The following is a 26320-nucleotide window of genomic DNA, read 5'->3' on the forward strand; positions in this document are numbered from 1 at the left end:
GTTCGACCGTCAGGCGGCGATGACGACACTGATCCAGGTGATCAACGTCAGCACAGCGGCGACGAGAATGACGATCATGCCGGAGGACCGCGCCGTTTCCTTGTCGAAGCCGTAACCCGCATCCCAGACGAGGTGGCGAATGCCATTGGCGGTATGGAAGAACAGCGCGAGAGTCAGGCCGATCATCACGAGCCAACCGAACGGATTGTCCATGATGGACCGCATGGTGCTGAAGCTGTCCTCGCCCCCGGCGAGGGCCAGCAGCCAGAACGTGAGCAGGACGAGCCCGAAGGTCAGTGCAGCGCCGGTAACGCGATGAGCGATTGAAAGCGCCATCGTCAGATACCAGCGATAAATCTGCAGATGCGGCGAGACAGGTCTGGCGGCGCGTGCCATGGGCTCCCCTTCCAGGTTGCTGGTCATGTGCGAACTGTGGACAGTGTCTTACGTGGTCATGCCGCATGCCGCAACGGTATCCTGTTGACGCACCCCTTCGACGAAGGTCCCTTGCCGGCGACGTCAATGTGGTTTCAAGTTGCGAAAGGGGGATTTCATTTCTACCTTGGGGCAATGGCATGGTGTCGACAACCGATGCTGGCCGGTTCAGCCATCGAAGGACCGCAACTATGAAAAAGAGCCTGGGATCGATTCTGATCGCTCTGGCCGGATTCTCCTGCCTGTCATGGGCACTGACCGCCAATGCTGCGGACTCCGAAGGGCGGTATGCGGTCAAGGGGGCCGGAGGCATCGTGTGCAAGCAACTGGCCGATGTCGTTGCCAAGAAGGACGAACGGACACTGCTCCTGTTAGGCTGGCTTGAGGGATATATCACCGCGGCAAACCGTCATACCGACAAGCTGTTCGATGCAACGCCGTGGCAGCGGGTGGAACTGCTTGCCGAACTCCTTACGGTTCATTGTCAGAACCGGCCCGACCAGCCGGTCTATGTTGCCGTGGAACTGATGCTGGGCGCCATGAAATCCACGAGCCTCAAGACGCAAAGTCCAGTAGAGACCGTGGACATCGGTGATGGCAAGAAGCTCGAAATCTATCGCGAGATCATGCGAATGGCGCAGCAGCGCCTCATTGACCTGGGACATCTTACGGGTACGGCAGACGGCAAATACGGACCCAAGACCGCCAGTGGGTTCAAGAGTTTCCAGAGATCGATCGGCCTCGATACCAACGGCCTGCCCGACCAGGCAACCTTGCTCAATCTGTTCCGCGGCCTGTTCGGCAGCTGAACTCCGCACCTTTCCGACCACGATATTCATCCATTCGACCAAGCCTGGGTTTGCTGTCCGCAGACAAACAACGCGAGACTGACTGATGGTCTACAAGGAGTTCGGCAGGATCGAGGGCTTTGCTAACCGACTAGCCCGAAAAATTGATGAGGGTTGGGAAGTGTCATTTTTTGGCTGAGCTTTTCGGTGGCGCCGTTGGCGCGAACTTTTGGATTGTTTGAGGTTGCAGGGACGGGTTTTCGTTTGGGCACACTGCCCCGCGTTTCATGGCGGCTAGGCGCAATGCCGTTCACTTTATAATGACGATGGTCGGTTTTTGCTGTTTCGGGTTGTATGGTCCGGTGCGGGATTTGGTGGGGTAGTTGTTTATCTTGCGTTTGACGGCGCGTGGGTTGGTTCGGCCTGGTCTCTGCGGGACGCGTTCGTCGAGGATTTCCATGAGCACGGCGTCATGGAATGCGGTCCGGAGTTTCGGGGGGAATGGCGATGGCTTGCGGGAGTTTGCGGCGGATGACGCGCACGGCATGGAGGAATGAGAGCCGGTTGGGGTCTTCGTCGGCGGTGAGCGCGGCGTCGTGCATGAGTTGGCGGACTGCGAAGTGGGCCATGAGGAGGCCGTAGAATTCCTGGATGGCGAGATCGGGAGTGCGGCTTCGCAGTACGATCCGGGCGCCGCGCAAGTGGGTTTTCAATTCGTCGAAAGCGGTTTCGATTTGCCAGCGCTCTTGATAGAGGGCGGCGAGTTCGTCGGCCGGTGCGGTCTTGGGATCGAGGATGGTGGTGATCAGCCGGTAGAGCGGCTCGGCATTTTCGACACCTTCGAGCTGGTAGTCGATGACCCGGACGGTGACGGCATTCGCGCCGTGCGGGCGATCCTTCTCGCAAGGATAGATGCGGCTGAGCCAGGAACCGTCATCAAAGCGCTTTTCGACCTCAAGCCGGATGTTCTTCTTGACCCGCCAGAGCAGATCGGCGCCGGTTCCGGCCGCTTCCTGCCAAAGAGCAAAGCCGAAGGCTCAGTTCCCGTTAGCTGTTGTTCGTGTTATGTTCTCTATAGATTTGGGAGAACCGACTGATGCGCAACGAGGAATTCGAACTCCTTCTTTCGATGGTTGCTCGCCTTGACGTTGAGCAGAAACAGCGGCTCGAAGCGGCGCTTGCCGGTGGCGGGGACGAGGCGGTGGTGATCGGGCTTCTGGAAGCTCGCCTTGGCCCGGAGCCGGCCTGCCCGCATTGCCGGGCGGAAGGTTCGCGGCCGTGGGGCAGGAGTCACGGGTTGCGGCGTTTTCGGTGTGCGACCTGCGGCCGGACGTTCAACGCGCTGACCGGCACACCGCTGGCGCGCCTGCGCAGGAAGGCGCAATGGTTGAGCTTCACCGCCTGTCTTTCCCGAAGTGACACTGTTCGCAAGGCAGCGAAGATCTGCCGGGTGGCGGTGGCGACGAGCTTTCGCTGGCGGCATCGCTTTCTTCGGGCGGGAGTGGCCGATGCCGAGGCGCTTTCGGGTATCGTCGAAGCCGACGAGACCTTCTTCCGGCGTTCGTTCAAGGGGTCGCGGGGGCCTGTCAGGACTTTCGTGTACGGGCCATGATGATGGAAAGAGAGGAACCATCACATGCCTGCACGCAAGAAGCCTGTTTTGTCGGATGAACTCGTCGACCAGTTGATGGCCGGCCGTGACCCGTCGACGATGTTCGACAAGGGTGGGTTATTGGATGATCTCAAGCGCTCGATCGCCGAGCGGGTTTTGAATGCCGAGATGGACCATCACCTAGCCGCTGAGGTGGCGGATGGTGGCAGCAATAGCCGCAACGGCTATGGCAAGAAGACGGTGATGCGGGCCGTCCCGTTGTCATCTCGCGCTCAACAGATTCTCGCCGAGCACCTTCCTTGGCCATTTTCACTGTCCACGCTCCGCCGCCGCGTCAAGGAATGCCGGGAAGCCCTGGGTCTCGAACACTGGGTTCTCCATTCGATGCGTCACACCGCCGCGACCCGGCTGGTCGCCAAAGGAGCCAATCCGGCGCACATCCAGAAGTTCCTTGGCCATCGCACCCAGGCCATGACGAACCGTTACACGCACCTTCAGGCTGCCGACATCAGAGGGATTGCCGACCTCATCGACGAATGAAGGGCACTCAGTCGCGTAGAAGAAAAACGGACCACGCGGTCAATAAAGAAGAAGGCAGGGAGGCAACCTGCGGCGACCTCGGGCTAACTCTTTGAATTTCCAAAGCCTAACCTATGCGCCTAACTCTCAGAGATCGTTTCAGCCTTGAAACAATGAACCTCTGGAATAAATCTAGGGTTGATTACCCCGATTTACCCCGCTGCGGGTAAAATCGCCGACTTCTTTCGATTTATGCCAAAAATCCTAGGAACTGCTAGGCGCTAACTTCTTGAAATTTCTTGGAAAATGGTGGAGCCGAAGGGAGTCGAACCCTCGACCTCTAGAGTGCGATTCTAGCGCTCTCCCAACTGAGCTACGGCCCCACGGGTAGTTCGTTCGGGATGGGTGTATGCGAGGTGGGGGAGGGGAAGTCAAGATACTTGCAAGTTTGTGGCGAAGACCATAACTGGCAGACACGTACTTTGCTACGATGGAGCGTCGCCGGCGCCTGCATCGCTTTTTTCCCGGATCTGAAAGGCTCAGTCATGATTGCCATCTGCCAGCTCGTCGATACGGTCATCAGCCTCTACATCTGGCTGCTCATCGCATCGGTCGTGCTGACATGGCTGGTGGCGTTCAACGTGGTCAATACGGGAAATCGCTTCGTCTACCAGATCGGTGAGTTCCTCCACCGGATTACCGAACCCGCCCTGCGTCCGATCCGCAATTTCCTGCCCTCCATGGGCGGGCTCGACATCTCGCCGATGATCCTCATCCTGGGATTGATGTTCCTGCGTACCTTGCTGATCAGCGATGTTCTCGGCTGTTACTGAAACGGGAATGGGTGCCTGGTGACAGTTGTGCCCGAAAAGCTGGAAAGCTGTTGCAAAATTGTCGATAATGCCCTGGTCCTGCAGGTGCGGCTTACTCCCAATGCCCGCCAGCAACGCATCAACGGCGTGAGCGAGACCCACGATGGTGAGAGCTGGCTTGCGGTAGGAGTCACGCCGCCGCCAGACAAGGGTAAGGCCAACGCAGCTTTGGTGAAATTGCTGTCAAAGGTGCTGGGAGTGGCGAAATCGTCGATCAGCATCGTTCATGGCGAGCTGTCACGGCAAAAGCGCCTGCGGATCGAGGGCGACGTACGGGCGATTGTCGAGACCCTGAGCCGCCACTGCTGACAGATTTCAACCTTTACCGATGTTCTCTTCGGTAGTCGCATTCTCGTCCGCGAGGGTATCCCTTCCGGAAGGCAGGACCGGCAATCGACCCGCCACGCCGCCGAGAAGGAGTGCTTCGACCAGATGACGCCCGGTGTCGATGACCTCGGGAATGACGGATGTGGCGCCCGCCCGCTCCAGCAATTGTCCATGGGCCTCGTCATGAGCGCGGGCGAGGATCGGCATGTCCAGGAAGAGGTAACGCAACACGCCGACAACCAGCAGGTCCTGGCGGGGGTCGTCGAGCGCGATCACGACCGCCCGGGCGCGCTCGATGTGGATCATCTCCAGCACATCGGGTTGGGTGGCGTCGCCGAAGAATGCATGTTCGGTGTGCCGCCGCAACTGGCGGACCTTGTCGACATCGCGGTCGAGAGCCAGCACCGGGACGTGTCGCTCGCTCAATTGCAGAAGCACCTGAGTACCCACAACGCCGCAGCCGATGACGACCACATGATCCTCGATCTCCTCGATCGATTCAGGCTCATTGACGACAGGCGCCGATGATGGTCCCGATGGCACCGCCAGACGGTCGAGAAGCATGAACAGGAACGGGGTCAGGGCCATGCTGATCGCCACCGCCACGATCAGCAACCGGCTGACCTGATCGCCCAGCAGTCCCTGTGAACTCGCCTCGGACCATAACACAAACGCAAATTCACCCCCCTGCGCCAGCATGATGCCAAGGCGAACGGCGTTGCGTAACCCCAAGCCCGACAACAATCCCAATGTGGCGATAATGACGGCCTTGATGGCAAACAGGGAGGCGACGACGAGCAGCACCTCGATCGGAAGATCGAACAGGATGCCCAGATCCAGCTGCATGCCGACACTGACAAAGAACAGGCCCAGCAGCAGCCCGCGAAACGGACGGATGTCGGCTGCGATCTGATGCCGATAGACGCTGTCGGCCAGCAGGACGCCTGCAAGGAAGCCGCCGAAGGCAAGCGACAGGCCGGCGGCGTGGGTGAGAAAGCCGACGCCCAGCACGACAAGTACGCTCAGCCCGGTGAACAGTTCGGGAGTCTTGACCGCTGCGATTGGCAGGTAGAGCAAGGCCAGAAGACGCCCCCCGATGGCAAAGATCAGGGCAACCGCCAGAACCGCCTTGCCAAGGGCAAGCCCCAGAACGAGTGGCAGGTTGTCGCTGCCTTCGCCCAGCGCCAGGATCGCCACCAGCAACGGGCCGACCAGCAGATCCTGGATCATCAGGATGGCAAAGACGGCCCGTCCGACGCGCGAAGTGAGCTGGCCTCGGTCAGTGAGCAGGCGCAGGACGATGGTCGTCGAGGACAGTGCAAGGCCGGCGCCGATCGCCATGGAACCGGCCGATCCGATACCGAAAGTCGAGGCGATCCAGGCAATGATGGCCGTTGTCACACCCACCTGCAGCACGCCGATCACCAGGGTGCGCATGCCGATTGTGCGAATGCGTTGCACCGGCAGTTCGAGGCCGATGGTGAACAGCAGGAAAACGACACCGATCTCGCCAAGGAAGCCCGACAGCTCCGGGCTTTTGACAAGATTAAGCAGGGGCGGGCCAATGACCGCACCGCCGACCAGGTATCCGACGATCGGGCCAAGGTTGAGCCGTATGGCGGCCGCCGCGAAGACCACGGCCGCCGCCAGCACGATCAGAACTTCGACGAGGTAATGCAACTCTTCCATGGCGTCAGAAAGAACCAGAAGTTGACGGCGTCAACTCGAATTATCGCGTCACGATGCGATATGCCCCGTCGGAACTCTGGAAGCGGCTCCGGTGAATGTGTCATCCGGGCATCCTTGCCCTGGTTGGCCGGTTTTGCCAACCGACAAGGATGCCCGGACGTTGCTAGTTGGTGATGATCTCCGGCCCCATCATGACTGTGGGCAGCCAGGTGGAGATGATCGGCACGTAGGTGACGAGAATGAGGAAGATGAACAGGATTCCCAACCACGGCATCGCCGCCCTGACAACCCGCATCAGGGGCATCCCGGCGACGCCGGAGGTCACGAACAGGTTAAGGCCGACCGGTGGGGTGATCATGCCGATCTCCATGTTCACCACCATGATGATCCCCAGGTGAATGGGATCAATACCCAGCTGGATCGCGATCGGGAAAACCAGCGGGGCAACGATGACGATGAGCCCTGACGGTTCCATGAACTGGCCGCCGATGAGCAGGATGACATTGACCACGACGAGGAACATCAGTGGCCCGAAGCCTGCTTGCAACATTGACCCGGCAATGGCCTGCGGAATTTGCTCGTCGGTGAGCACATGCTTGAGGATCAGCGCATTGGCGATGATGAACATCAGCATGATGGTAAGTTTGCCGGCTTCGAACAGTGAGTTCTTCGTGTCCGGGTGGAAGAGGACGGTGATGATGCTGTGCGGCCGCTTCCAGAACGAGAGGTGCTGTTCGCCATCGCCCTTGAGCGGACCCATGTCCTTGTAGACGAAATTGGCGATGATGAAGGCATACACCGCGGCCACGGCCGCAGCTTCGGTGGGAGTGAAGATGCCGCCATAGATGCCACCGAGAATGATGACGATGAGGAACAATCCCCAACCTGCATCGCGGGCGGAAGCGAAGACCTCTTCCCATCCGGCCCATGGCTGGGCGGGCAGGCCCTTGACCTTGGCGGCGATGTAGATGCCCGCCATCAGCATCAGGCCGGCAATCAGGCCGGGAAATACGCCAGCAAGGAACATGCGCCCGACCGATACGTCCACCGATGCGGCATAGACCACCATGACGATAGATGGCGGGATGAGGATCCCGAGTGTGCCGGCATTGCAGATGACGCCCGCGGCGAAATCCTTGGTGTAACCCACCTGACGCATGCCGGCGATGACGATCGAGCCGATGGCCACCACGGTTGCCGGCGACGAGCCGGACAGGGCGGCGAACAGCATGCAGGCGAATACGCCGGCGATGGCGAGGCCGCCTTGCAGGTGGCCGACGCAGGCGATGGCGAAGCGAATGATGCGCTTGGCCACACCGCCGGTCGACATGAAGGTCGAGGCGAGTATGAAGAAGGGAATGGCGAGAAGCGTGTAATGACCGGCAAAGGCGTTGAAAAGCGTCTGGGCGATGGAACCGAGCGAACTGTCGCTGAGAACCATGAGGAAGAGGATCGAGGACAAGCCCAGCGATACGGCGATCGGCACGCCGATGAGCAAAAAGGCAATGACCATCAAAAAGAGAATGACGACATCCATGGATCAGTCCCCCTTGTCCGCTTTTGCTGCAGCTTCTTCGACGAGGTCTTCAGCCTCATGGCTGGCGATGATGCGGTCGGTCTCGCCCCTGAAAACGGCGATGGCGGCCTGGATGAAGCGAAACGTGATGAGGGTCATGCCGAGCGGCAAGGCGAAATAGGGAATGAATCTCGGCAGTTTCTCGTAAGGCTCGTTCTCGTTCATCAGTGGTTCGATGAAGCGCAGCCAGTCGAACATCGGGATGTCATTGACTTCGTACCAGACATTCTTGGTAACGAATGGCCACCAGTATTCCCACGCGCCGATGAGCAACAGTGCGCTGAACAGCAAGCAACTGAGGACGGAGACGATGGCGAGGATCCTGCGAACCGGTGGCGAGACGATGTTGATCACCGCATCCACACCCAGATGTGCGCGGGTCTTCACGCAATATGATGCACCCAGCAATACCAGCCAGGCGAACAGGAAGACCGTGGTCTCCAATGCCCACAGGATATTGGTATTGAAGACGTAGCGGGCTATCACATTGACGAAGGTGATGACGGTCATCAAACCGAGAATGATTGCAATCAGCGATTCTTCGATCTCGTTGACTATTCGACCGAATCCGGTCGCGGCTGGCGCGCTCATTATCCTGTTCCCCCCTGCGGGACGGCTCGTCGTATATCGTGCGAGCCTTGGTCGGGCTGCGTCAGAAGGTCGACGGGATTGCTGTCCCCGTCGACCTTCGGCCGTTCGATGCGATCAGTTCGAGGCGTCGTTATACGACACCGCCTTGTCGATCACGTCCTGACCGATATCGCCGGCGAACTTCTCCCAGACGGGTTTCATCGCCGCTACCCATGCATCGCGCTGCTCCTTGTCGAGTTCGCGGATGACGCCGCCGGCATCAAGGATCGCCTGCCGGTTCTGTAGATCGACCGCCGTCGACTCGGCATTGCGCTGTGACGTCACCTCATCGAGGATCGTCTTGAGCTGGGTACGGACGTCATCGGGCAGACCGTCCCAGAAGTCGGTGGACGTCACCACGAGATAGTCCAGAATGCCATGATTGGTCTCGGTGGTGCCATCCTGCACCTCGAAGAACTTCTGCCCGTAGATGTTCGACCAGCTGTTTTCCTGACCGTCGACGACGCCGGTCTGCAGTGCGCCATAGACCTCGGAGAAGGCCATCTTCTGGGGATTGGCGCCGAGAGCCTCGAACTGGGCCTGTAGAACGTCGGAGGGCTGGATGCGGAACTTCAGGCCCCTGGCGTCCTCCGGCATCAGCAGCGGCTTGTTGGCCGAAAGCTGTTTCATGCCGTTGTGCCAGAAGCCGAGCCCCTGCAGGCCGCGGCGGCGCATGCTGTCGAGCAGGGCCTTGCCATCGTCGGATGCCTGGTAACGGTCCACCGCGTCGACGTCCTCGAACACGAAGGGAAGGTCGAACAGGCGGAACTTCTTGGTGAAGGTCTCGAATTTCGACAGCGATGGGGCGGCCATCTGGACATCGCCGGCCAGCATCGCTTCGAGCACCTTGTCATCATCATAGAGCTGCGAGTTCGGATAGACCTCCATGCAGGCGGTGCCGTTCATCTCGTCATTGACACGCTGAGCCAGCAGGGCTGCGGCAATACCCTTCGGGTGTTTGTCCGTGTTGGTCACATGGGTGAACTTGATCACGGTCTCACCGGGATCGCAATTCGCCTGCGCGGCCGAGGCGCCCAGTGCAACCATGGCAGTCGCCATCAGGGCGGAAAGCAGTTTTGTGGGGGACTTCATGAGGATGCTCCCTGGTCGTTCCAGTCTTGCGGTCGGCCGCAAGATCGGAAGTTGGATCAGTCGGTCGACACAGCGCGACCATACTTCAGTTTTCCGGCGAGGCAATTCATGTGCCGGTCGCCCGGTGCAGAATTTGTAGGCTATCGGAGTATCGAGGTGCCGGAAATTCGGTACGGAACTGATCGCCCACTGCATATTTTCACTGGACGATGATGTTGTCAGATGTGTGAAATTCGAGGTTCTGTGGGTGATATTTTTGCAACTTGCCGGTCAATACCTGACAGGGGTACCCGGCTTCCGAACATCCCAGATACAGTCGCAGGCATACCTGACGCCCGCGACGATGCTCCATCATGGAACTGGAGGTCTGCCCGCGTCAAGCGCACCATGGCGCGCTTGACGCGATGATGTGCGGGACTGTTGTCAGTGCGAGATCAATACCGGCACGGTCATGCTCTCCAGCAGCTTGCGGGTCGCTCCGCCGAGCACCATCTCACGCAGGCGCGAGTGGCCATAACCGCCCATGACGACCAGATCGGCGCCGTTGTCACTGATCTCGTTCAGTATGACTTCACCGGTCGCCATGCCATTTCCTGTCACCGTCCTGATCTGGACATTGATGCCATGGCGGGCAAGGTGGGTGGCTGCATCTGCTCCGGGAAGTTCCCCGACCGTTGACCGGTACTTCTCGGGATCGATGATCAGCAATGTGGTCGAGCGCGCGCTTTCGATGATCGGCAGGCTGTCGTTCAGGGCACGCGCCGCTTCCGGCGACCCGTCCCAGCAGACAAGAACCCGCTCGGGCGGCAGGTTGCGTGCGCCGACATAGGGGACGACCAGAGCCGGGCGGCCCGATTGCATGAATGCAGCCTCGATCATCAGGGCCACTTCGGCACTGTCGTCTTCTTCCGGCTCGACCTGGCCGATGATGGTCAGATCGGCATGGCGTGCCTGGCGTGCTAGTCGCGACGGCCACTGTTCGAAGGATGCCGTCTCGGTGCGGGTCTCCAGGGGTATTCCTGCACGGTCGGCGTGGGAACGTACCGTGGCAATGGTGTCGGCCGCCTCTTTCGCGATAAGCTCGCGCTGGTTCTCCAGAATCTCCAGCGGCATGGGTACGCCGGCAATGACAGGATTGGCCGGTTCGGGAATCATCAGCAGCGCCGTCAGATGGGCATCGAGTGCGCGGGCCAGTTCAAAGGCGGTTTCGAGACGCTTGGTCGCGGTCGGCTTGCGGTCGACAACGACAAGAAGATCCTTGTACTGCATGGCTGAAATGAACCTCTGACTTGTCACATCCGTTATCTAGAGAGGGGCTGTCACCACTTGCATTGATCTGTATCAGCGTCGGGGATTCGTCAATGGCGTCGCTTTTGGCGACTAGCCCGGCATCTAACGTCCGAGGGGGGACATGCCGGATGGTAGACCATTGCACTTCACAGGAGATCGAACTCAAGCTGCTGCTGGATCCCCGGAAGGCGACAAAGCTGGATCTCAACGAGCTTCCGATCCTGTCGGACAAGTCCGACATACGGCGGCAGTCGCTCGAAACCACCTATTACGATACGGATGACGGACGGCTCCGGCAACGTCGCATGGCGCTGCGCGTCCGTCGTGTCGGCAAGCACTATCTGCAGACGCTCAAGACTGCCGGGAGTGGTGGAGTGCTCTCGGTCCGCGGCGAGTGGGAGGTCGCGCTGGACGGGCCCGATCCCGACATGACCCGCATCGGCGATGCGAAGGCGCTCGATCGCCTGGGACTGGTGCTGCCCGAGCAGATCAAGCCGGTGTTCACGACCATGTTCGAGCGGCAGAAGGCCATATGGAGCGATGGTTCGAACAAGGTGGAGATTGCCCTCGACGTCGGTCGCATCGATGCCAACGACAAGAGCCTGCCTGTTGCCGAGATCGAGCTGGAACTCAAGGGAGGTCATTCGCGGGCGATCTTTTCCCTTGTCGAGGAAATTCGCGATTGGGTTCCCGTGCGCATCGGAACCGAGCCCAAGGCCGAACGGGGTTACCGGTTGTGCCACGACCAGCCGCCCGCCTGGAGCAAGAGGCAGTCGCCGCACTTCGAGAAGGATATCTCGCTCAGGGATGGAATACGCACGATCCTGCGTGATTGCCTGACGACCTGGCTGGACAACGAACCTGCCGCGATCGACGGTCGCGACAGCGAAGGTGTGCATCAGTTGCGCATCGCGATCCGCAGGATGCGTTCGGCTCTTGTCCTGTTTGCGCCATGGATGGATGAAGCGGGGCTGAGGACACTGGCGCCGAGGTTGCAGACAGCGCTCAAGGCGCTGGGACCGGCGCGGGAGATCGATGTCTTTGTCGAGGAGCTGCTGGAGCCCTACTGGAACGATCTGGTCGTGCATGCCGATCTGACGGGCCTGCTGGATGTGGCTGCACGTGCCCGCATGGAGGCTCACGCCGATCTCCGCCACTATCTGACCAGCCGCGACCATGCCGACCTGGTCCTTGACCTCGTTGCCTGGATCGAACTCGATCGCTGGAAGGCGCCGCATGTGAGCGGCAGGCTCGTGACCGTTGCCGAGGTGCTTTTGGACAAGCGGCTGAAGAAATTGCTCAAGCGTGGACGCAGGATCGAGCGTCTCTCCGATGAGGAACGCCACGAATTGCGGCTGGCATTGAAAAAACTGCGTTATGCCACCGATTTCCTTTCGCCGTTGTTCCCGGGCCGCAAGGTGAAGAAAGGGCGCAAACTTCTGGCATCGCTACAGGACTCGATGGGGCAGGCCAACGATCTGGCGGAATGCAGCGACCGGATCGATAGTCTTCTCGCGCGAAATGACCTTGGTGAAGATCGCTTTGAAATTGTTCGCAGCGCGGGCTTCCTGCATGGCTGGCACGCTTGCGCCCTGGCGGTATCGCGTGCAGAACTTGACGAGGCGTGGCGGGCATTTGCCGAGAGCAAGCCCTTCTGGAAGTGAAGTCGTGTGGTGCTGCGCCGGGAACCGGGTATCGTGGGGCATGATGCAGGGAGAAGGCGGCCGTGTTGTCCGTGCTGGTGACCAACATCAAGGGAGGCTGCGGGAAGACGACGATCGCCACCAATCTCGCCACGGCATTTGCCCAGGGAGGGTTCAGGACAGCACTTGCGGATGTTGACCGGCAGAAGAGCAGTCTCACCTGGCTGAAGTCCCGCCCGGACACCATGCCCGCGATCATGGGGCTGGACTGGCGCAAGGGCATGGACAAGGTTCCGGAAGATGTCCAGCGACTGGTGATCGACGTACCGGCCGGTTTGAGCATTGGTGACGTGGACGATCTGGTGCGCGAGGCCGACCTGCTGCTCATCCCGGTGCTTCCGTCGACCTTCGACGAAGGGAGCACGCGGCGGTTCCTTGATCGGCTTGATCGCATCAAGCCCATCCGCAAGGGAAAGAAGTCGGTTCTGGTGGTGGCCAATCGTGTCCGGCAACGATCCCGTTCGGCCCAGCGGCAGCTGGCTTTCCTTGCCGACGTGGGACATGGGCCGGTAGCCACCATTCATGATCGGGCAATCTATGACGAAACCGCCTGTTCAGGGCTGGGGATATTCGATCTGGATGCCCGCAAGGCTGAGGAATTCCGCCGGGACTGGCTGCCGCTGATCTCGATTGTCGAGGATGCTGCCTGATCGGCGATCGTCCGAACCATGGTGCCAGGGTCCACGTGGCACGCGGGAGGCGAGGACGCCAATCGGGCAGCCGTGGTGCGGCGAACATTTTGGAACGGCAATTTCCTCGACGGATTGCTTCTGGCTGGCAGGACGGAATTGAAAACGCTAGGTTGTACACGCATATGTGCTTATGTCGTTGACGCCTGCGAGGTCTCCCAAAGCATGCTACGATTTTTCAATCAAAGGTTGCATCATGCCATGCGGCGCCTTTCCCTTGGTGTTGCAGGACTGCTACTTGCATCGCTGGTTGGCTGTGCCGGCCAGAAGGCGGGCGACGAGGAATATGTCGAGCGACCGGCGGAGGAACTGTACGCCGACGCCCAGACCCTGCTGGAGGCCAGGGACTACAAGGCGGCAGCTCGTGGATTCGAGGAGGTCGAGCGTCAGCATCCCTATTCGACCTGGGCAGTCCGCGGCGAGATCATGGCCGCCTATGCGTATTACGAGGGGCAGTTCTACCCCGACGCCATATCCACGCTGGAGAGTTTCATCGAACTCCATCCCGGCAACAAGGATGTGCCCTATGCCCAGTATCTGATCGGCCGGTCCTATTACGATCAGATTACCGATGTGGGGCGCGACCAGGAGATGACCGAAAAGGCGCTCGAGGCCTTTCGTGTGCTCACCCAGCGTTATCCCGAAAGCGACTACTCGCGCGACGCCATTTTGAAAATGGATCTCGCCAGGGATCATCTCGCCGGCAAGGAAATGTCGGTAGGGCGCTATTACGAGCGCAAGCAGCAATACGTGGCCGCGATCAATCGCTTTCGCGAAGTGGTGGAGGCCTACCAGACGACCACTCATGTGCCCGAAGCGCTGCATCGCCTGACAGAATGCTATATGGCTCTCGGTGTGACGACCGAGGCGCAGGCATCTGCTGCGGTTCTCGGATATAATTATCCCGACAGCAGCTGGTACGCGGAGAGTTACGCCCTGCTCGAAGACAAGGGACTCAAGCCCGAGGCCGACGAGGGTTCGTGGTTGTCGCGGATCTTCTAGGCCGGTTTCCGGTATCCCGTTCGAGGCGGATGGATTCCCGGTATCATGCTGTTTGGCTGAAAGTCGGCTGGAACAACAATCATGCTCGCGGGGCTTTCCATCCGTGATATCGTCCTGATCGAACGTCTCGATCTGGATTTTTTCGAGGGGCTCACCGTGCTCACCGGTGAAACCGGTGCCGGCAAGTCGATCCTGCTCGACGCGCTGGGATTGGCCATGGGCGATCGTGCGGATCGCAGGCTGGTGCGCGCGGGTTGCGAACAGGGAAGCGTGGCGGCCACGTTCGCGATCGCGGCCGATCATCCGCTTCAGGCCGTCCTTGCGGAACGTGACATAGACGGAGGTGAGGAAATCGTCATCCGGCGGACGCTTGCGGCGGATGGCCGTAGCCGGGCCTTCGTCAATGACCAGCCGGTGGCGACGGCCCTGTTGCGCGAACTGGCTGCGCAACTGCTGGAAATCCATGGCCAGATGGACCAGCATGGTCTGCTCGATGCCCGCAATCATCGGGCCTTGCTCGACAAGGCCGGTGGACATCAGGCTCTGGTTGCTGCCACGGGCGAGGCGCATGGCCGCTGGAAGGCGCTCGCGAACGAACTCGCACGACTTCGCGACAGGCTTGAACATTCCCGGCGTGAGGAAGAGTATCTTCGCCACCGTCTTCTCGAACTGGAGGATCTCGCTCCACGCACGGGAGAGGAAGAGGAACTGGCGGCGGAACGGCAAAAGCTGATGGCGCGGGAAAAGTTGCTGCAACTGTTCGCCGAGGCGGCCGATCTGCTGAGCGGGTCCGGCGGTGCGATCGAGAAACTGGGGACGGCACAGCGACGACTCGATCGCAACGCCGATCATGCCCGGGACACCCTGCAACCGGCGATCGATGCACTGGAACGCGCGCTGATCGAAGCCGCCGAGGCCGAAGCGCAGATCGAAATCCGGCAACAGGAGCTTGAAGCGGGCGATGTGCGGCTGGAGACCGTGGAGGAGCGTCTGTTTGCCTTGCGCGACATGGCCCGCAAGCATCGCGTCGCCGTCGATGAACTGCCCGCGCTGCTGGAGCGGACGCAGGCGGAGCTTGCCGATATCGATGCTGGCAGCGCCAGTCTCTGCAAGCTGGAGAAGGCTGTCGAAACGGAAAGGCTGGCTCTGGTCGGGCATGCCGAGGCCTTGAGCAGGTCGCGGCACGAGATGGCGCTGCGTCTGCCTGAAGAGATCCACCGTGAATTGCCACCGCTCAAGCTGGAAAAGACCCGTTTCGAGGTGCGCATCGACCGGCTCGATGAACCCACGGCCGAGGGTTTCGACCGGGTCGGATTCGAGGTTTCGACCAATCCAGGCCAGCCTGTCGGGCCATTGGCGAAGATTGCATCCGGTGGGGAACTGTCGCGGCTCATGCTGGCCCTCAAGGTGGTGCTGGGCCGGGGTGAGGACGTGCGCACGCTGATCTTCGACGAGGTTGACTCCGGGATTGGCGGAGCGACGGCCGATGCCGTGGGCGAACGGTTGGCACGTCTGGCACGGGGGCGGCAGGTGATCGTCGTGACCCATGCACCGCAGGTTGCGGCCCGGGCGGATCATCACCTCAATGTCGTCAAGGCGGCGAGGGGACAGTCGACATCGGTCGATGTGCGACGGCTGGAGATCGAGCAGCGCAAGGATGAGATTGCCCGCATGCTGGCGGGTGCGGAAATCACCAAGGCGGCCCGGGCCGCCGCCGAAAGCCTGATGGCAGCGGGAGCCCGCAATCAATGAGTGTCGAGCGATGCAAGGTGGAGGATCTGGACCCGCAGGAGGCAGCGGGCGAACTTGAGCGGCTGGCGCGGCTGATCGCCCATCATGACCGCCTCTACCATCAGCTCGACGCACCCGAGCTCGATGATGGCGAATACGATGCGCTGCGGCGGCGCAATGATGCCATCGAGGAACGTTTTCCCGATCTCGTTCGTCCCGACAGTCCGGCATTCCGGATCGGAGCAGCGCCCGTCGAGGCATTCGGCAAGGTCACTCACAGCGTGCCGATGCTGTCTCTCGACAACGCGATGAATGCCGGGGATGTGGAGGAATTTCTCGCTCGCATCCGTCGTTTTCTCAACATGCCGGTTGACATGCCTGTCGACATCGCGGCCGAGCCCAAGATTGACGGGCTGTCTTGCGCCCTGCGTTATGAGGATGGTTTTCTGGTACGCGGAGCGACTCGCGGGGACGGGACGACCGGCGAAGATATTACGGCCAATGTGCGGACAATCTTCGACATTCCACAACGGCTGACCGGGGAAGCGCCTTCGCTTCTCGAAGTTCGCGGGGAAATCTTCATGCGCCACGATGATTTCCGGGTGCTCAACCGGCGCAGGGAGGATGAGGGCGAATCCGTTTTCGCCAATCCGCGCAACGCCGCAGCCGGTTCGGTGCGCCAACTGGACAGCCGGGTTACCGCAAGCCGCCGCCTGCGCTTTTTCGCTTACGGCTGGGGCGAGGCCGATCCCGCGATCGACGGGAAATACAGCGACTTCCTGACCCTGCTTGAGCGAATCGGCTTCCGCGTCAACCCGCTTCGCCATGTATGCTCATCCGCGCAGGAGCTTGTCGACTATCACGGGGAAATCGGTGTACAACGCCATGCGCTCGGCTATGACATCGACGGAGTCGTTCTCAAGGTCGATGATATTGCCCTTCAGAGAAGACTTGGCTTTGTCGGCCGCGCCCCGCGCTGGGCCATTGCCCACAAGTTTCCGGCAGAACGGGCACAGACCCGCGTCCATGAAATCTGTATCCAGGTAGGCCGCACCGGCGCGCTTACTCCCGTGGCCGAACTCGAACCCGTCACCGTCGGCGGGGTGGTTGTCGCTCGGGCGACATTGCACAATCAGGACTATATCGAGGAGAAGGACATCCGGGTGGGCGATCTGGTCGCCATCCAGCGGGCGGGTGATGTCATCCCGCAGGTGGTGGAGGTCCTCCTCGACCAGCGGCCCGACGATGCGATGGCCTTCGCCTTTCCCGACCATTGTCCCGAGTGCGGCAGCCTTGCGATCCGACCGGAAGGGGAGGCGGTAAGGCGTTGCACCGGCGGTCTTGTCTGTCCGGCACAACTCATCGAACGCTTGCGCCATTTCGTCAGCCGCGAGGCTTTCGATATCGAAGGCCTCGGCAGGAAGCAGGTGCCGCAACTGGTCGATGCCGGCCTCGTTCGCGAGCCTGCCGACATCTTCCGGCTTGTCCGGGATCCCGACAAGCTGGCGCAGCTTGAAGCTCTGGATGGCTGGGCTGCAAGGAAGGTGCAAAAGCTGGTGAAGGCCCTGAACGAGCGGCGGCATATCGGCCTCGATCGGGTCATTTATGGACTTGGCATCCGTTTCGTTGGTGAGACCAACGCCAGGTTGCTCGCTCGTCACTACGGCAGTCTTGATGGCTGGCGATCGGCAATGCTGAGGGTCGCGGCCGGCGACGGGGAAGCTCATGCCGAACTGGCAGATATCGATGGTATCGGACCACGTATCGTCGAGGCATTGCGTGAATTTTTCGTCGAGGAGCGCAATATCGCTGTTCTCGATGCGTTGACCGGTGAACTCGATGTGGAGGCGGTGACGGTTGGTGGCGGAGGAGAAACGCCATTTTCCGGAAAGACGGTGGTGTTCACCGGTTCGCTCGGAACCATGAGCCGGGCGGAGGCCAAGGCGCGGGCCGAGACGTTGGGGGCGAAGGTCGCGGGTAGCGTTTCGAAAAAGACTGACTATGTAATCATTGGGGCCGAAGCCGGCTCCAAGGCAAAGAAGGCAGCCGAACTCGGGGTGGCGGTGCTCAGCGAGGCCGAGTGGCTGGAAATGGCAGGAGCGACATGACGCGAATCGCAATACAGGGTGTTGGCTATACTTTTCTGGTACTGGGTGTTCTCGGCCTGTTCCTGCCGATTCTTCAAGGCATCCTGTTCATCGCCGTGGGGTTGATCATCCTCTCGCGCCATGCGACTTGGGCGGAGAACCTTCTGGCCAGACTCAAGGCCAGGCATCCCAGGGCCGATGACATCATCACCAGGGCAGAGGACTTTGCCGAAAAGTGGACCGCCAGGACGGTCGACTTCGTTCGCAGTAAATTCTGACCGTCATGTAAGCTATCGGGGCGATGGCATTTCGCCCAAGTAGCGAATGGTCAGATCTAGCCAGATATGAGATTGTCTTGTTCGGAGAATCAACCAAAGAACAGGAGAGGCTCCATGAAGAATACCTTGGCCAAGGATGTGCTTACTGGTCGTTCTCTCGTCAGTGCCTATGAGGTCGTATCGGTGAGGGCGGCTGCCCAACTCATGAAACGGCACCATTGCGGAAGTGTGGTGATCACGAAGCACGATGCGCAACTCGTCGGAATTTTTACCGAAAGCGATCTTGCATCAAGGGTCGTTGCCGCCAATCGCGATCCTGACACGACCCTGCTTGGTGAGGTGATGACTCCTCGCCCGATGACGATCGGTCCTCATGATACGGTGCTCGACGCTATTCGAACGATGCACGAATGCCGCTTCCACCATTTGCCGTATGTCGAAGATGATCGGGTGACATCAGTCCTGTGCTGGGTTGATCTACCACTGGATGACCTTTCCATGATGCAGCCTGAACTGCGCGAGCGGACCTTCCTGGCCGAGCGTATCTGGTAGCAGGGCATCGATCAGGCGAGCGGCGCTGTCGCCCGTTCGAACCAGGCGCGACAGGCCGCTTCGTCGATAAGCGGCAGCAAGCGAGACCGGACACGCTCGTGGTATGCGTCAAGCCACTGTTTTTCGTCAGTATCGAGCAGGGCCATGTCGATCATGCGCCTGTCGATGGGGCAAAGCGTGATCGTCTTGAAACGATGGAATTCACGCTCTTCGCCGTCCGTCTTCGGTACCGCTTCGACCACGACAAGATTTTCGATCCGGATGCCGAAATGACCGGTCTTGTAGTAGCCGGGTTCATTGGAAACGATCATGCCCGGTTTCAGCGGAACATTGCCCGTCCGGGCGATACGCTGCGGGCCTTCGTGCACACAAAGATAGGCGCCGATCCCATGTCCGGTGCCGTGGTCGAAATCGAGTCCGGCCTGCCAGAGCGGATAACGCGCCAGCGTATCGAGTTGTGCGCCCGATGTTCCCCTGGGGAACAGTGCTGTCGCGAGGGCAATATGCCCCTTGAGTACCAGGGTGAACGTCCGCTTCACCTCTGGCGAAACCTCGCCCATGGCGATGGTGCGTGTGATGTCGGTTGTGCCGTCCGGATATTGGCCTCCACTGTCGACGAGATAGGTCGTGCCCGCCGTGAGCGGACGATTGCTCTTGTCGCTGACGCGGTAGTGGGGCAGGGCGGCATCGGGACCATGTGCCGAGATGGTATCGAAGGAAGGGCCCCTGTAAAGCGGATCGGCGGCACGTTCCAACTCGAGCTGTCGGACTGCGTCCATTTCGCTGACCGTTCCGTCATGGGGAATGTTGTCGAGCCAGTGCAGAAAGCGGACCATTGCGGCGCCGTCACGCTCCTGCGCCGCGATGGCGCCCCGGATTTCGACATCGTTCTTGACGGCCTTGGCCATGACGATCGGATCATCGCCCTCGACGACCCGCGCTCCGGCAGCTTCCAATATGTCAATGAACCCCACATGGGTATAAGCCGGATCGACCAGCACGGCCTTGCCGGATAGCGAGGATATTGTCTGGTCGAGCGCATCATAGGGCGCTATTTCGATGCCGTCTCCCAACGTCTCAAGGTCGCCGAGCTTGCGAGGATCGACCATCCACAAACAGCGGCCATCACTTTTCAGCAGAAGATAGCTCAGGCATAATGGATTGAACGGGATATCGTTGCCACGAATGTTGAGCAACCAGGCGATGTGATCCGTCGCGGTGACCAGCAACGCGTCAGCGCCGGCCTTGGCGATACTCTTGGCCATCGCCGTCTGCTTCGCGGACGTGGCCAGGCCGGAATATTCGATGTCAAGTGCATGGACGGGAGCCAGAGGTGCCGCGGGCCGATCCTTCCACACGGCATCTACAGGATTTTCGATGGTGATCAGCTCGCCGCCCTTGCGACTCATCATCGCCTTCAGCGACTTCCGTTCGGCCTTCTTCGTCAGCCAGGCATCGTGTCCAAGGCGGGACCCGCTGCTCAGCCTCTCCTCAAGCCACTGCCGCGGCGGCTCGTCGATCAGGTGGCAACGCTCGAACAACGCGCTGTCCACCTCTTCGCCGAGTTGAACCGTGTAACGGCCGTCGCTGAAAACGGCCGCTTGATCGATGGTCACGGCTACGGTGGCTGCCGAACCCGTGAAACCCGTCAACCATGCAACACGTTGCTCGCACTCTGGCAGATACTCGCTGCCGTGACGATCTGTGCGTTGCAGGATGAAGGCATCGACAGATGAACGACGCAGCTCATCCCGAACGGCTTCCAGCCGCTTCGCGAAGGACATGGCCGCTACTTCAATGGCGCCATGACCATGACCATCTGCCGACCTTCGAGTTTCGGCATCTGTTCTACCTTGGCCAGCTCAGCCATCTCACTGCGTACACGCTCAAGAATGCCCATGGCAATGTCCTGATGCGCCATTTCACGTCCGCGAAAACGCATGGTGACCTTGACCTTGTCTCCATCGTCGAGGAAGGTCCGCACCTTCTTCATCTTGATGGCGTAATCGTTGTCATCGATCGCGGGACGCATCTTGATCTCCTTGACCTCGATGACTTTTTGCTTCTTGCGCGCGGCATTCGCCTTCTTCTGCGCGTCATATTTGTATTTGCCGAAGTCGAGTATCTTGCAAACCGGAGGTGTGGCGTTGGATGCCACCTCGACAAGGTCCAGCCCCACTTCCTCGGCCCGGCGAATGGCGTCACGCGTGGAGACCACACCGATCATATTGCCATCCTGATCCACGAGCCTGACTTCTCTTGAGTCAATGCGATCGTTGACGCGAACCTCATCGCGAACATTATTTACCATCAGGTTCGATTGACCTCCTGTAGTTTCACCAGAAATTTCGGCCAAGGTCCATTTTTCGACCTGCCGGCCTTTCCCCCTGAAGCAATCATATCATGGTTGTAAGTCAGGAGGTAATATTTCCCGCTGGCACATTGCTATGACCTCGTCAAGAGAAAGCGCCGACTGGTCCTTGCTTCCGAGTCTTCGGAGGCTGACCGTGCGCTCCTCGGCTTCCCGCCCGCCGACGGCCATGATCAATGGTACCTTGGCCACCGAATGTTCCCGAACCTTGTAGGAAATCTTGTCGCTGCGCAGATCGGTTTCAATCCGCACGCCCGCTGCTCGCAGAGCCTCGCCCACTTCGCGCGCATAACTGTCGGCCTCGTTGGTCACCGTGGCCACCACGGCCTGCACGGGCGCCAGCCACAGAGGCAGGCGTCCGGCATAGTGCTCGATCAGGATGCCGATGAAGCGCTCCATCGACCCGAGAATGGCGCGATGCAACATGACCGGCCGGTGCTTGGCACCGTCGGGACCGATATAGTTCGCGTCCAGCCGCTCGGGCAGGACGAAGTCGACCTGCAGGGTTCCGCATTGCCAGTCGCGACCGATGGCGTCGCGCAGCACGAATTCCAGCTTGGGGCCGTAGAAGGCGCCTTCGCCCGGATTGAGTGTCGTCTCCAGACCGGCAGCATTGACGGCATCCATCAGGGCCGTTTCGGCCCGGTCCCAGACGGAATCTTCTCCCGCCCGGACGGGTGGCCGGTCGGAGAATTTCACGTGCAGATCGGAAAACCCGAAGTCCCTGTAGATACTCTTGAGCAGATCACAGAAAGCGACCGATTCCGAGGTGATCTGGTCGGGAGTGCAGAAGATGTGCGCGTCGTCCTGGGTGAAGGCGCGAACCCGCATGATCCCGTGCAGTGCACCCGAAGGCTCGTTGCGATGGCAGGAACCGAATTCGGCCATGCGCAGGGGCAGGTCACGATAGGAGTGCAGCTTCTGGTTGAAAATCTGTACATGACACGGACAATTCATCGGCTTGAGCGCCAGTGCACGCTCCTCGGCCTCCAGCGTGAACATGTTCTCGCGGAACTTGTCCCAATGGCCGGAACGCTCCCACAGCGAACGATCGACCAATTGCGGCGTCTTCACCTCGTCATAACCGGAACGGTCGAGCTTGCGGCGAACGTAATTTTCCACTTCGCGCCAGACGATCCAACCCTTGGGATGCCAGAAGACGGAACCGACGGCTTCCTCCTGCACGTGGAAGAGGTCCATCTCCCGACCGAGCTTGCGATGGTCGCGACGCTCGGCTTCCTCAAGCTGATGAAGATAGGCCTTCAGTTCCTTGTCCGAAGCAAAGGCGGTCCCGTAAATGCGTTGCAACTGCGGATTGCGCGAATCGCCGCGCCAGTACGCACCGGCAACCTTCATGAGCTTGAATGCACCAATGCGTCCCGTGGAAGGTGCGTGCGGTCCGCGACACAAGTCGAACCATTTTCCCTGATGATAGAGCGTCACCGGCTCGTTCTCGGGAATCGCATCGAGCAGTTCGAGCTTGTAGGTCTCGCCCGCCGCACTGAAGCGCTCATGCGCCTCGTTCCGGCTCACTTCCTCGCGCCGGAACGGTCGATCGGACTTGATGATCTCGGCCATGCGCATCTCGATCTTCCCGAGATCTTCGGGACGGAACGGCTCATCGCGGTCGAAATCATAGTAGAAGCCGTTCTCGATGGCCGGGCCGATCGTCACCTGCGTACCGGGGAACAGATCCTGCACTGCCTCGGCCATGACATGCGCACAGTCGTGCCTCAAAAGGCCAAGGGCCTCGGGATCTTCCTTCTTGATGATGCGAACCCGTGCATCGTCGCCAATCGGCCAGTCCATGTCACGCAGCTGGCCATCGACCTCGATCGCCAGTGCCTGTTTTGCCAGTGACTTGCTGATCGAGGCGGCAATATCGTGACCCGTCACGGGCGTATCGAAGACCCGTTCAGAGCCATCGGGCAGCATAATCGTCGTCATCTGGGGGAAGGCCGTTCCTTGGAAAGTTTGGGCTAAACCCATAACGCTCCGGCGGGCGCTGTCAACCATTGTGCAATGCGTCAATGGCGATGTCCGGCCGTCCGGATCGCGGCGAAAACCATGATCCGGCTCCGATTGTCACGGATTGACGAGATCCTGTCCCTCGTTGTCGGTACGTGTCATGGCTTGAGGAGGTGGACGGGGAGCATCGCGTACCAGCTCACGATAGACATCCAGCGTACGGCAGCACATCTGGTCGACGCTGAGCTCCTCGGCAACGAAATGACGGGCGCGTTCGGCGAGACGCAGGCCGACTTCCTCGTCCATGGACAGGGCCAGATCCAGTGCCCAGGCGAGCTCGTCGGGATTGTCGGGGGCCACCAGCCATCCTGTTGCAGCCGGCATCACGGTTTCGGGCAGGCCACCCGTATGAGTGACGATCACAGGTTTGCCCATGGCCTGCGCCTCGATCACGACGCGGCCGAAAGCCTCGGGTCCGATAGCCGGCAGGGCTACGGCATCGGCGAGCATGTAGGCTGCCGCCATATCGTCGCAGTGGCCACCGAAATGGACGCGATCGGTCAGACCTTTCCTGATGATGTCCTTCTCGATTTCGCGAACATACTGGCTCGACGGATCGAGATCGCCGACGATGAGGACGATGAAGTCCTTGCGGGACATGCGCATCATCGCTTCGAGCATGACGAGATGCCCCTTGATGCGCACGACCCGGCCGGGCAGCATCACGACCTTGCGATCGTAGCCCAGTTGCCAGCGGTCGCTGAGGGCCGCCAGTCGATGGCCGCGGATGAGGGAAGGGTCGAAAGTCTGCAGATCGACACCCCGGCGAATGACGCGAATCCGCGACGGGTCCACGTTGTAGACCTGCTGGATATGTTCGAGAACATAGTCGGAGACGGCAATCACCCGGTCGCCTGCGGTCATGATCGCGTTGTAGCGTTTCTTCAGCCGGTGCTCATATCCCTGATAGACACCGTGGAATGTCGTCATGAACGAGATGCCGGTCCGTTTTGCGGCAAAGGCCGAACTCCAGGCAGGCGCACGCGAGCGGGCATGGACAAGCCGGACATTGTGCTCGCGGATGATCTTCGACAGACGGAGAACGTTGATCGCAATGACCACCGGATTTTTCGAATCCACGGGCAGTTCGATATGGCTTGCACCGGTTGCAACGAGCTCGCGCACAAGTCTGCCGCCCGATGATGCGACGATCGCATTCCATCCATTGTCGACCAGCGCTTTGGCGATCTGCAGCGTGCCCCGCTCGGCACCGCCGCTTTCCAGCGCCGGCAGGACCTGCAGCACGGCGGGACGGGCTTGAGGTTGCATCGATGGCGCAGCTGTCATCATGAACGAGGGCAAACTCCATCCGCGGGGGCAGGGCGGGCCTGATTCACCGGCCGGACGGTCCGTTTCGCGGTTGAACACACCGCTCCTTGCCGTACCATGCCGATGTCCCGATTTCCGGTGGCGCATGTGTCCTTCCACCAGGGGGTGATCGGAACTCGCCACCTTGCCAGTCGCGTGCTAGCACGATTGTTGCATTTGACAAACCAGGGAAGAGACGAACCGTGATCGATGGGCCGAGTTTTCTCGACGATGAGGACGGACGGCGCCTCGCTTTTGTCCGCTCTGCGGGACATTCTCCAGAAATTGTATTTCTTGGGGGCTATGCGTCCGACATGACCGGCACCAAGGCCCTGTTCCTCGAAGCGCATGCCCGGCACCTGGGGCAGGCTTTCACCCGGTTCGACTATCGCGGTCATGGCCAGTCTCCCGGCGTGTTCGAGGAGCATACCATCTCGGACTGGAAAGATGACGTTCTCGCCATTCTCGATCGGGTGGTCAGGCATCCCTTTGTGCTGGTGGGGTCCAGCATGGGAGGATGGCTCATGCTGCTCGCCGGGCTGGCGAGGAAGGAACGGCTCAAGGGGCTGGTCGGCATCGCCGCAGCTCCGGACTTCACGCAAAGGTTGATGGAGCCCGGGCTCAGCGATGAACAGCGCGCCGAGTTGAGTGCTACCGGGCGGATTCTCATGCCATCGACCTATGGTGAACCGGTTCCTCTCCAGCAGGGCTTCCTCGAAGACGGACGCAGGAATCTCGTACTTGACGAGCCGGTGGAGATCGACCGGCCGGTGCATCTGCTGCACGGTCAGCTCGACCCTGACGTGCCCTGGCAGACGTCGCTCGATCTCGCCGCACGGCTGCGGTCGAGTCATGTGACAGTCGAACTGGTGAAAGATGGGGACCATCGCCTGTCGAGGGATGAAGACCTGCGGCGCATTGCCCATGCTGTCGACCGAGTGCTGGATGCCAACATATGACCCAACGATCCGTTCTTTTTCGTGAATTGCGGGCGCCTGAACTGCGAGCCCTTGCGACCCCGTCAACGATTGTCCTTCTGCCGGTGGCGTCCATGGAGCAGCATGGCCCGCACCTTCCGGTAGGGACGGACAGCATGCTGGGCCATGCTGTCTGCGAGCGGGCTGCAAGGATGCTCGTTCGTGAGCGGCCGGTGGTTGTCATGGACACGGTGTGGACCGGGCTGAGCGAGCATCACATGGCCTTCGGGGCGACCGTGACGCTCGATTTCGATACATTTCACAAGCTGATTTCCGGAATTTGCCGGTCTCTCCAGCGACATGGCTTTCGCAGGATCGCGCTGGTCAATGCTCATGGCGGCAATATCGCGGCATTGCACACCATCACGGACGAAATTACGAGGGATACCGGATTGCCCATCGTGTCGCTGACCTACTGGCAGCTGGCCGCGGACAAGCTCGGTGCGCAGTTGACGACGCAAAAGGGCATACGTCACGCCTGCGAGGCCGAGACATCGATGGTCATGGCGCTCGCTCCGGAACTGGTCGACTGTAATGCCCTGGAGCAGGCCCGCTGGCCGGACATGCGCGATCGGCAGGATTCAACGCCGGATGATGGCTATCACTGGTTGAGTTTTGCGGAGAAGACGCCGACGGGCGTGCTGGGCGATCCGACCGCTTCCAGTGCCGAACAGGGCGAAGTCCTTCTCGACATGGCGGCCTCCCACCTTGCGGAAAGGCTGGCATCTCCGGATTTCTGGGGACCTCGCGACAAACCTTGAGAC

The 26320-nt window shown here is 60.3% G+C and carries 25 protein-coding genes and 1 tRNA gene; 14 read left to right on the top strand and 12 right to left on the bottom strand.

What is annotated here, in order from left to right; translation table 11 throughout:
- Positions 1-9: 9 nt before the first annotated feature.
- Positions 10-396, bottom strand: a complete 387-nt coding sequence (gene sdhC, locus H6851_06520; GenBank protein MCB9943261.1) for a succinate dehydrogenase, cytochrome b556 subunit — start codon at positions 394-396, stop codon at positions 10-12.
- Positions 397-626: 230 nt separating this feature from the next.
- On the opposite strand from sdhC, the gene H6851_06525 reads away from it, so the two are divergent.
- The gene (locus tag H6851_06525) at positions 627-1244 is read left to right on the top strand and encodes a peptidoglycan-binding protein (GenBank protein MCB9943262.1); all 618 of its coding nucleotides are present in this window, start codon (positions 627-629) and stop codon (positions 1242-1244) included.
- Between the two features lie 449 nt (positions 1245-1693).
- Here H6851_06525 and H6851_06530 read toward each other — a convergent pair whose 3' ends face one another.
- Positions 1694-2212, bottom strand: a complete 519-nt coding sequence (locus tag H6851_06530) for a transposase (protein ID MCB9943263.1) — start codon at positions 2210-2212, stop codon at positions 1694-1696.
- A gap of 107 nt (positions 2213-2319) precedes the next feature.
- Between H6851_06530 and H6851_06535 the strand changes: the two genes are divergently transcribed.
- Together H6851_06535 and H6851_06540 are read left to right on the top strand one after the other, a co-directional pair.
- Entirely contained in the window at positions 2320-2835 is a 516-nt protein-coding gene (locus H6851_06535; protein MCB9943264.1) for an IS1 family transposase, read from the top strand.
- A 24-nt stretch (positions 2836-2859) separates the two neighbouring features.
- A complete protein-coding gene (locus H6851_06540) occupies positions 2860-3375 on the top strand; it encodes a tyrosine-type recombinase/integrase (protein ID MCB9943265.1) in 516 nt (171 codons plus the stop codon).
- 286 nt (positions 3376-3661) lie between these two features.
- Here H6851_06540 and H6851_06545 read toward each other — a convergent pair.
- Positions 3662-3737 (bottom strand) — tRNA-Ala (locus H6851_06545).
- 162 nt (positions 3738-3899) lie between these two features.
- Here H6851_06545 and H6851_06550 point away from each other — a divergent pair.
- On the top strand, positions 3900-4187 hold the full coding sequence (locus tag H6851_06550) for a YggT family protein (protein MCB9943266.1): 288 nt from the start codon (positions 3900-3902) through the stop codon (positions 4185-4187).
- 39 nt (positions 4188-4226) lie between these two features.
- Complete coding sequence (locus tag H6851_06555; protein MCB9943267.1) at positions 4227-4535, top strand: DUF167 domain-containing protein; 309 nt, start codon at positions 4227-4229, stop codon at positions 4533-4535.
- A 6-nt stretch (positions 4536-4541) separates the two neighbouring features.
- Here the strand turns inward: H6851_06555 and H6851_06560 are convergent, their stop codons facing one another.
- The 5 genes from H6851_06560 to H6851_06580 form a co-directional block, all read right to left on the bottom strand.
- Positions 4542-6242 carry a cation:proton antiporter gene (locus H6851_06560; GenBank protein MCB9943268.1) on the bottom strand — a complete coding sequence of 567 codons (1701 nt, stop codon included), beginning with the start codon at positions 6240-6242 and terminating at the stop codon, positions 4542-4544.
- A gap of 163 nt (positions 6243-6405) precedes the next feature.
- Positions 6406-7779: a TRAP transporter large permease subunit gene (locus H6851_06565; protein MCB9943269.1), complete on the bottom strand. Its 1374-nt coding sequence runs from the start codon at positions 7777-7779 to the stop codon at positions 6406-6408.
- A gap of 3 nt (positions 7780-7782) precedes the next feature.
- The gene (locus H6851_06570; GenBank protein MCB9943270.1) at positions 7783-8409 is read right to left on the bottom strand and encodes a TRAP transporter small permease; all 627 of its coding nucleotides are present in this window, start codon (positions 8407-8409) and stop codon (positions 7783-7785) included.
- 114 nt (positions 8410-8523) lie between these two features.
- Positions 8524-9540: a TRAP transporter substrate-binding protein gene (locus H6851_06575; GenBank protein MCB9943271.1), complete on the bottom strand. Its 1017-nt coding sequence runs from the start codon at positions 9538-9540 to the stop codon at positions 8524-8526.
- Between the two features lie 423 nt (positions 9541-9963).
- On the bottom strand, positions 9964-10836 hold the full coding sequence (locus H6851_06580; GenBank protein ID MCB9943272.1) for a universal stress protein: 873 nt from the start codon (positions 10834-10836) through the stop codon (positions 9964-9966).
- 122 nt (positions 10837-10958) lie between these two features.
- On the opposite strand from H6851_06580, the gene H6851_06585 reads away from it, so the two are divergent.
- The 7 genes from H6851_06585 (at position 10959) to H6851_06615 (ending at position 18872) form a co-directional block, all read left to right on the top strand.
- On the top strand, positions 10959-12494 hold the full coding sequence (locus tag H6851_06585) for a CHAD domain-containing protein (protein MCB9943273.1): 1536 nt from the start codon (positions 10959-10961) through the stop codon (positions 12492-12494).
- A 62-nt stretch (positions 12495-12556) separates the two neighbouring features.
- Positions 12557-13183: a ParA family protein gene (locus H6851_06590; GenBank protein ID MCB9943274.1), complete on the top strand. Its 627-nt coding sequence runs from the start codon at positions 12557-12559 to the stop codon at positions 13181-13183.
- Positions 13184-13423: 240 nt separating this feature from the next.
- Positions 13424-14224 carry an outer membrane protein assembly factor BamD gene (locus H6851_06595; protein MCB9943275.1) on the top strand — a complete coding sequence of 267 codons (801 nt, stop codon included), beginning with the start codon at positions 13424-13426 and terminating at the stop codon, positions 14222-14224.
- Between the two features lie 81 nt (positions 14225-14305).
- A complete protein-coding gene (gene recN, locus H6851_06600) occupies positions 14306-15976 on the top strand; it encodes a DNA repair protein RecN (GenBank protein ID MCB9943276.1) in 1671 nt (556 codons plus the stop codon).
- Positions 15973-18063 (top strand): NAD-dependent DNA ligase LigA, encoded by a 2091-nt coding sequence (ligA, locus tag H6851_06605; GenBank protein MCB9943277.1) that lies wholly within the window; start codon positions 15973-15975, stop codon positions 18061-18063. The genes recN and ligA overlap by 4 nt, the downstream gene beginning before the upstream one ends.
- Entirely contained in the window at positions 18060-18320 is a 261-nt protein-coding gene (locus tag H6851_06610) for a hypothetical protein (protein ID MCB9943278.1), read from the top strand. The genes ligA and H6851_06610 overlap by 4 nt, the downstream gene beginning before the upstream one ends.
- Before the next feature lie 114 nt (positions 18321-18434).
- Positions 18435-18872: a CBS domain-containing protein gene (locus H6851_06615; GenBank protein MCB9943279.1), complete on the top strand. Its 438-nt coding sequence runs from the start codon at positions 18435-18437 to the stop codon at positions 18870-18872.
- Between the two features lie 11 nt (positions 18873-18883).
- On the opposite strand, the gene H6851_06620 is transcribed toward H6851_06615, so the two are convergent.
- From H6851_06620 to H6851_06635, 4 genes are all read right to left on the bottom strand, one after another.
- A complete protein-coding gene (locus H6851_06620; protein MCB9943280.1) occupies positions 18884-20656 on the bottom strand; it encodes an aminopeptidase P family protein in 1773 nt (590 codons plus the stop codon).
- Positions 20657-20661: 5 nt separating this feature from the next.
- Positions 20662-21183: a translation initiation factor IF-3 gene (locus H6851_06625; GenBank protein ID MCB9943281.1), complete on the bottom strand. Its 522-nt coding sequence runs from the start codon at positions 21181-21183 to the stop codon at positions 20662-20664.
- A gap of 90 nt (positions 21184-21273) precedes the next feature.
- Complete coding sequence (gene thrS, locus H6851_06630) at positions 21274-23190, bottom strand: threonine--tRNA ligase (GenBank protein MCB9943282.1); 1917 nt, start codon at positions 23188-23190, stop codon at positions 21274-21276.
- A gap of 138 nt (positions 23191-23328) precedes the next feature.
- A complete protein-coding gene (locus H6851_06635) occupies positions 23329-24540 on the bottom strand; it encodes a glycosyltransferase family 4 protein (GenBank protein ID MCB9943283.1) in 1212 nt (403 codons plus the stop codon).
- A gap of 245 nt (positions 24541-24785) precedes the next feature.
- On the opposite strand from H6851_06635, the gene H6851_06640 reads away from it, so the two are divergent.
- Both H6851_06640 and H6851_06645 read left to right on the top strand, forming a co-directional pair.
- Entirely contained in the window at positions 24786-25538 is a 753-nt protein-coding gene (locus tag H6851_06640) for an alpha/beta hydrolase (protein ID MCB9943284.1), read from the top strand.
- Positions 25535-26317, top strand: coding sequence for a creatininase family protein (locus H6851_06645; protein MCB9943285.1), 783 nt, complete (start codon positions 25535-25537; stop codon positions 26315-26317). Before H6851_06640 ends, H6851_06645 begins: the two co-directional genes overlap by 4 nt.
- The last annotated feature ends 3 nt before the right edge of the window (positions 26318-26320 follow it).

This window comes from Geminicoccaceae bacterium (genome assembly GCA_020638465.1).
Taxonomy (GTDB): Bacteria; Pseudomonadota; Alphaproteobacteria; order Geminicoccales; family Geminicoccaceae; genus JAGREO01.

Bases quoted from the DNA above. Each gene is read 5' to 3' on its own strand.
- sdhC (MCB9943261.1), bottom strand. From the start codon at position 396: ATGGCACGCGCCGCCAGACCTGTCTCGCCGCATCTGCAGATTTATCGC.
- H6851_06525 (MCB9943262.1), top strand. From the start codon at position 627: ATGAAAAAGAGCCTGGGATCGATTCTGATCGCTCTGGCCGGATTCTCC.
- H6851_06535 (MCB9943264.1), top strand. From the start codon at position 2,320: ATGCGCAACGAGGAATTCGAACTCCTTCTTTCGATGGTTGCTCGCCTT.
- H6851_06540 (MCB9943265.1), top strand. From the start codon at position 2,860: ATGCCTGCACGCAAGAAGCCTGTTTTGTCGGATGAACTCGTCGACCAG.
- H6851_06550 (MCB9943266.1), top strand. From the start codon at position 3,900: ATGATTGCCATCTGCCAGCTCGTCGATACGGTCATCAGCCTCTACATC.
- H6851_06560 (MCB9943268.1), bottom strand. From the start codon at position 6,242: ATGGAAGAGTTGCATTACCTCGTCGAAGTTCTGATCGTGCTGGCGGCG.
- H6851_06565 (MCB9943269.1), bottom strand. From the start codon at position 7,779: ATGGATGTCGTCATTCTCTTTTTGATGGTCATTGCCTTTTTGCTCATC.
- H6851_06570 (MCB9943270.1), bottom strand. From the start codon at position 8,409: ATGAGCGCGCCAGCCGCGACCGGATTCGGTCGAATAGTCAACGAGATC.
- H6851_06575 (MCB9943271.1), bottom strand. From the start codon at position 9,540: ATGAAGTCCCCCACAAAACTGCTTTCCGCCCTGATGGCGACTGCCATG.
- H6851_06585 (MCB9943273.1), top strand. From the start codon at position 10,959: ATGGTAGACCATTGCACTTCACAGGAGATCGAACTCAAGCTGCTGCTG.
- H6851_06595 (MCB9943275.1), top strand. From the start codon at position 13,424: ATGCGGCGCCTTTCCCTTGGTGTTGCAGGACTGCTACTTGCATCGCTG.
- recN (MCB9943276.1), top strand. From the start codon at position 14,306: ATGCTCGCGGGGCTTTCCATCCGTGATATCGTCCTGATCGAACGTCTC.
- ligA (MCB9943277.1), top strand. From the start codon at position 15,973: ATGAGTGTCGAGCGATGCAAGGTGGAGGATCTGGACCCGCAGGAGGCA.
- H6851_06610 (MCB9943278.1), top strand. From the start codon at position 18,060: ATGACGCGAATCGCAATACAGGGTGTTGGCTATACTTTTCTGGTACTG.
- H6851_06615 (MCB9943279.1), top strand. From the start codon at position 18,435: ATGAAGAATACCTTGGCCAAGGATGTGCTTACTGGTCGTTCTCTCGTC.
- H6851_06620 (MCB9943280.1), bottom strand. From the start codon at position 20,656: ATGTCCTTCGCGAAGCGGCTGGAAGCCGTTCGGGATGAGCTGCGTCGT.
- H6851_06625 (MCB9943281.1), bottom strand. From the start codon at position 21,183: ATGGTAAATAATGTTCGCGATGAGGTTCGCGTCAACGATCGCATTGAC.
- thrS (MCB9943282.1), bottom strand. From the start codon at position 23,190: ATGACGACGATTATGCTGCCCGATGGCTCTGAACGGGTCTTCGATACG.
- H6851_06635 (MCB9943283.1), bottom strand. From the start codon at position 24,540: ATGCAACCTCAAGCCCGTCCCGCCGTGCTGCAGGTCCTGCCGGCGCTG.
- H6851_06645 (MCB9943285.1), top strand. From the start codon at position 25,535: ATGACCCAACGATCCGTTCTTTTTCGTGAATTGCGGGCGCCTGAACTG.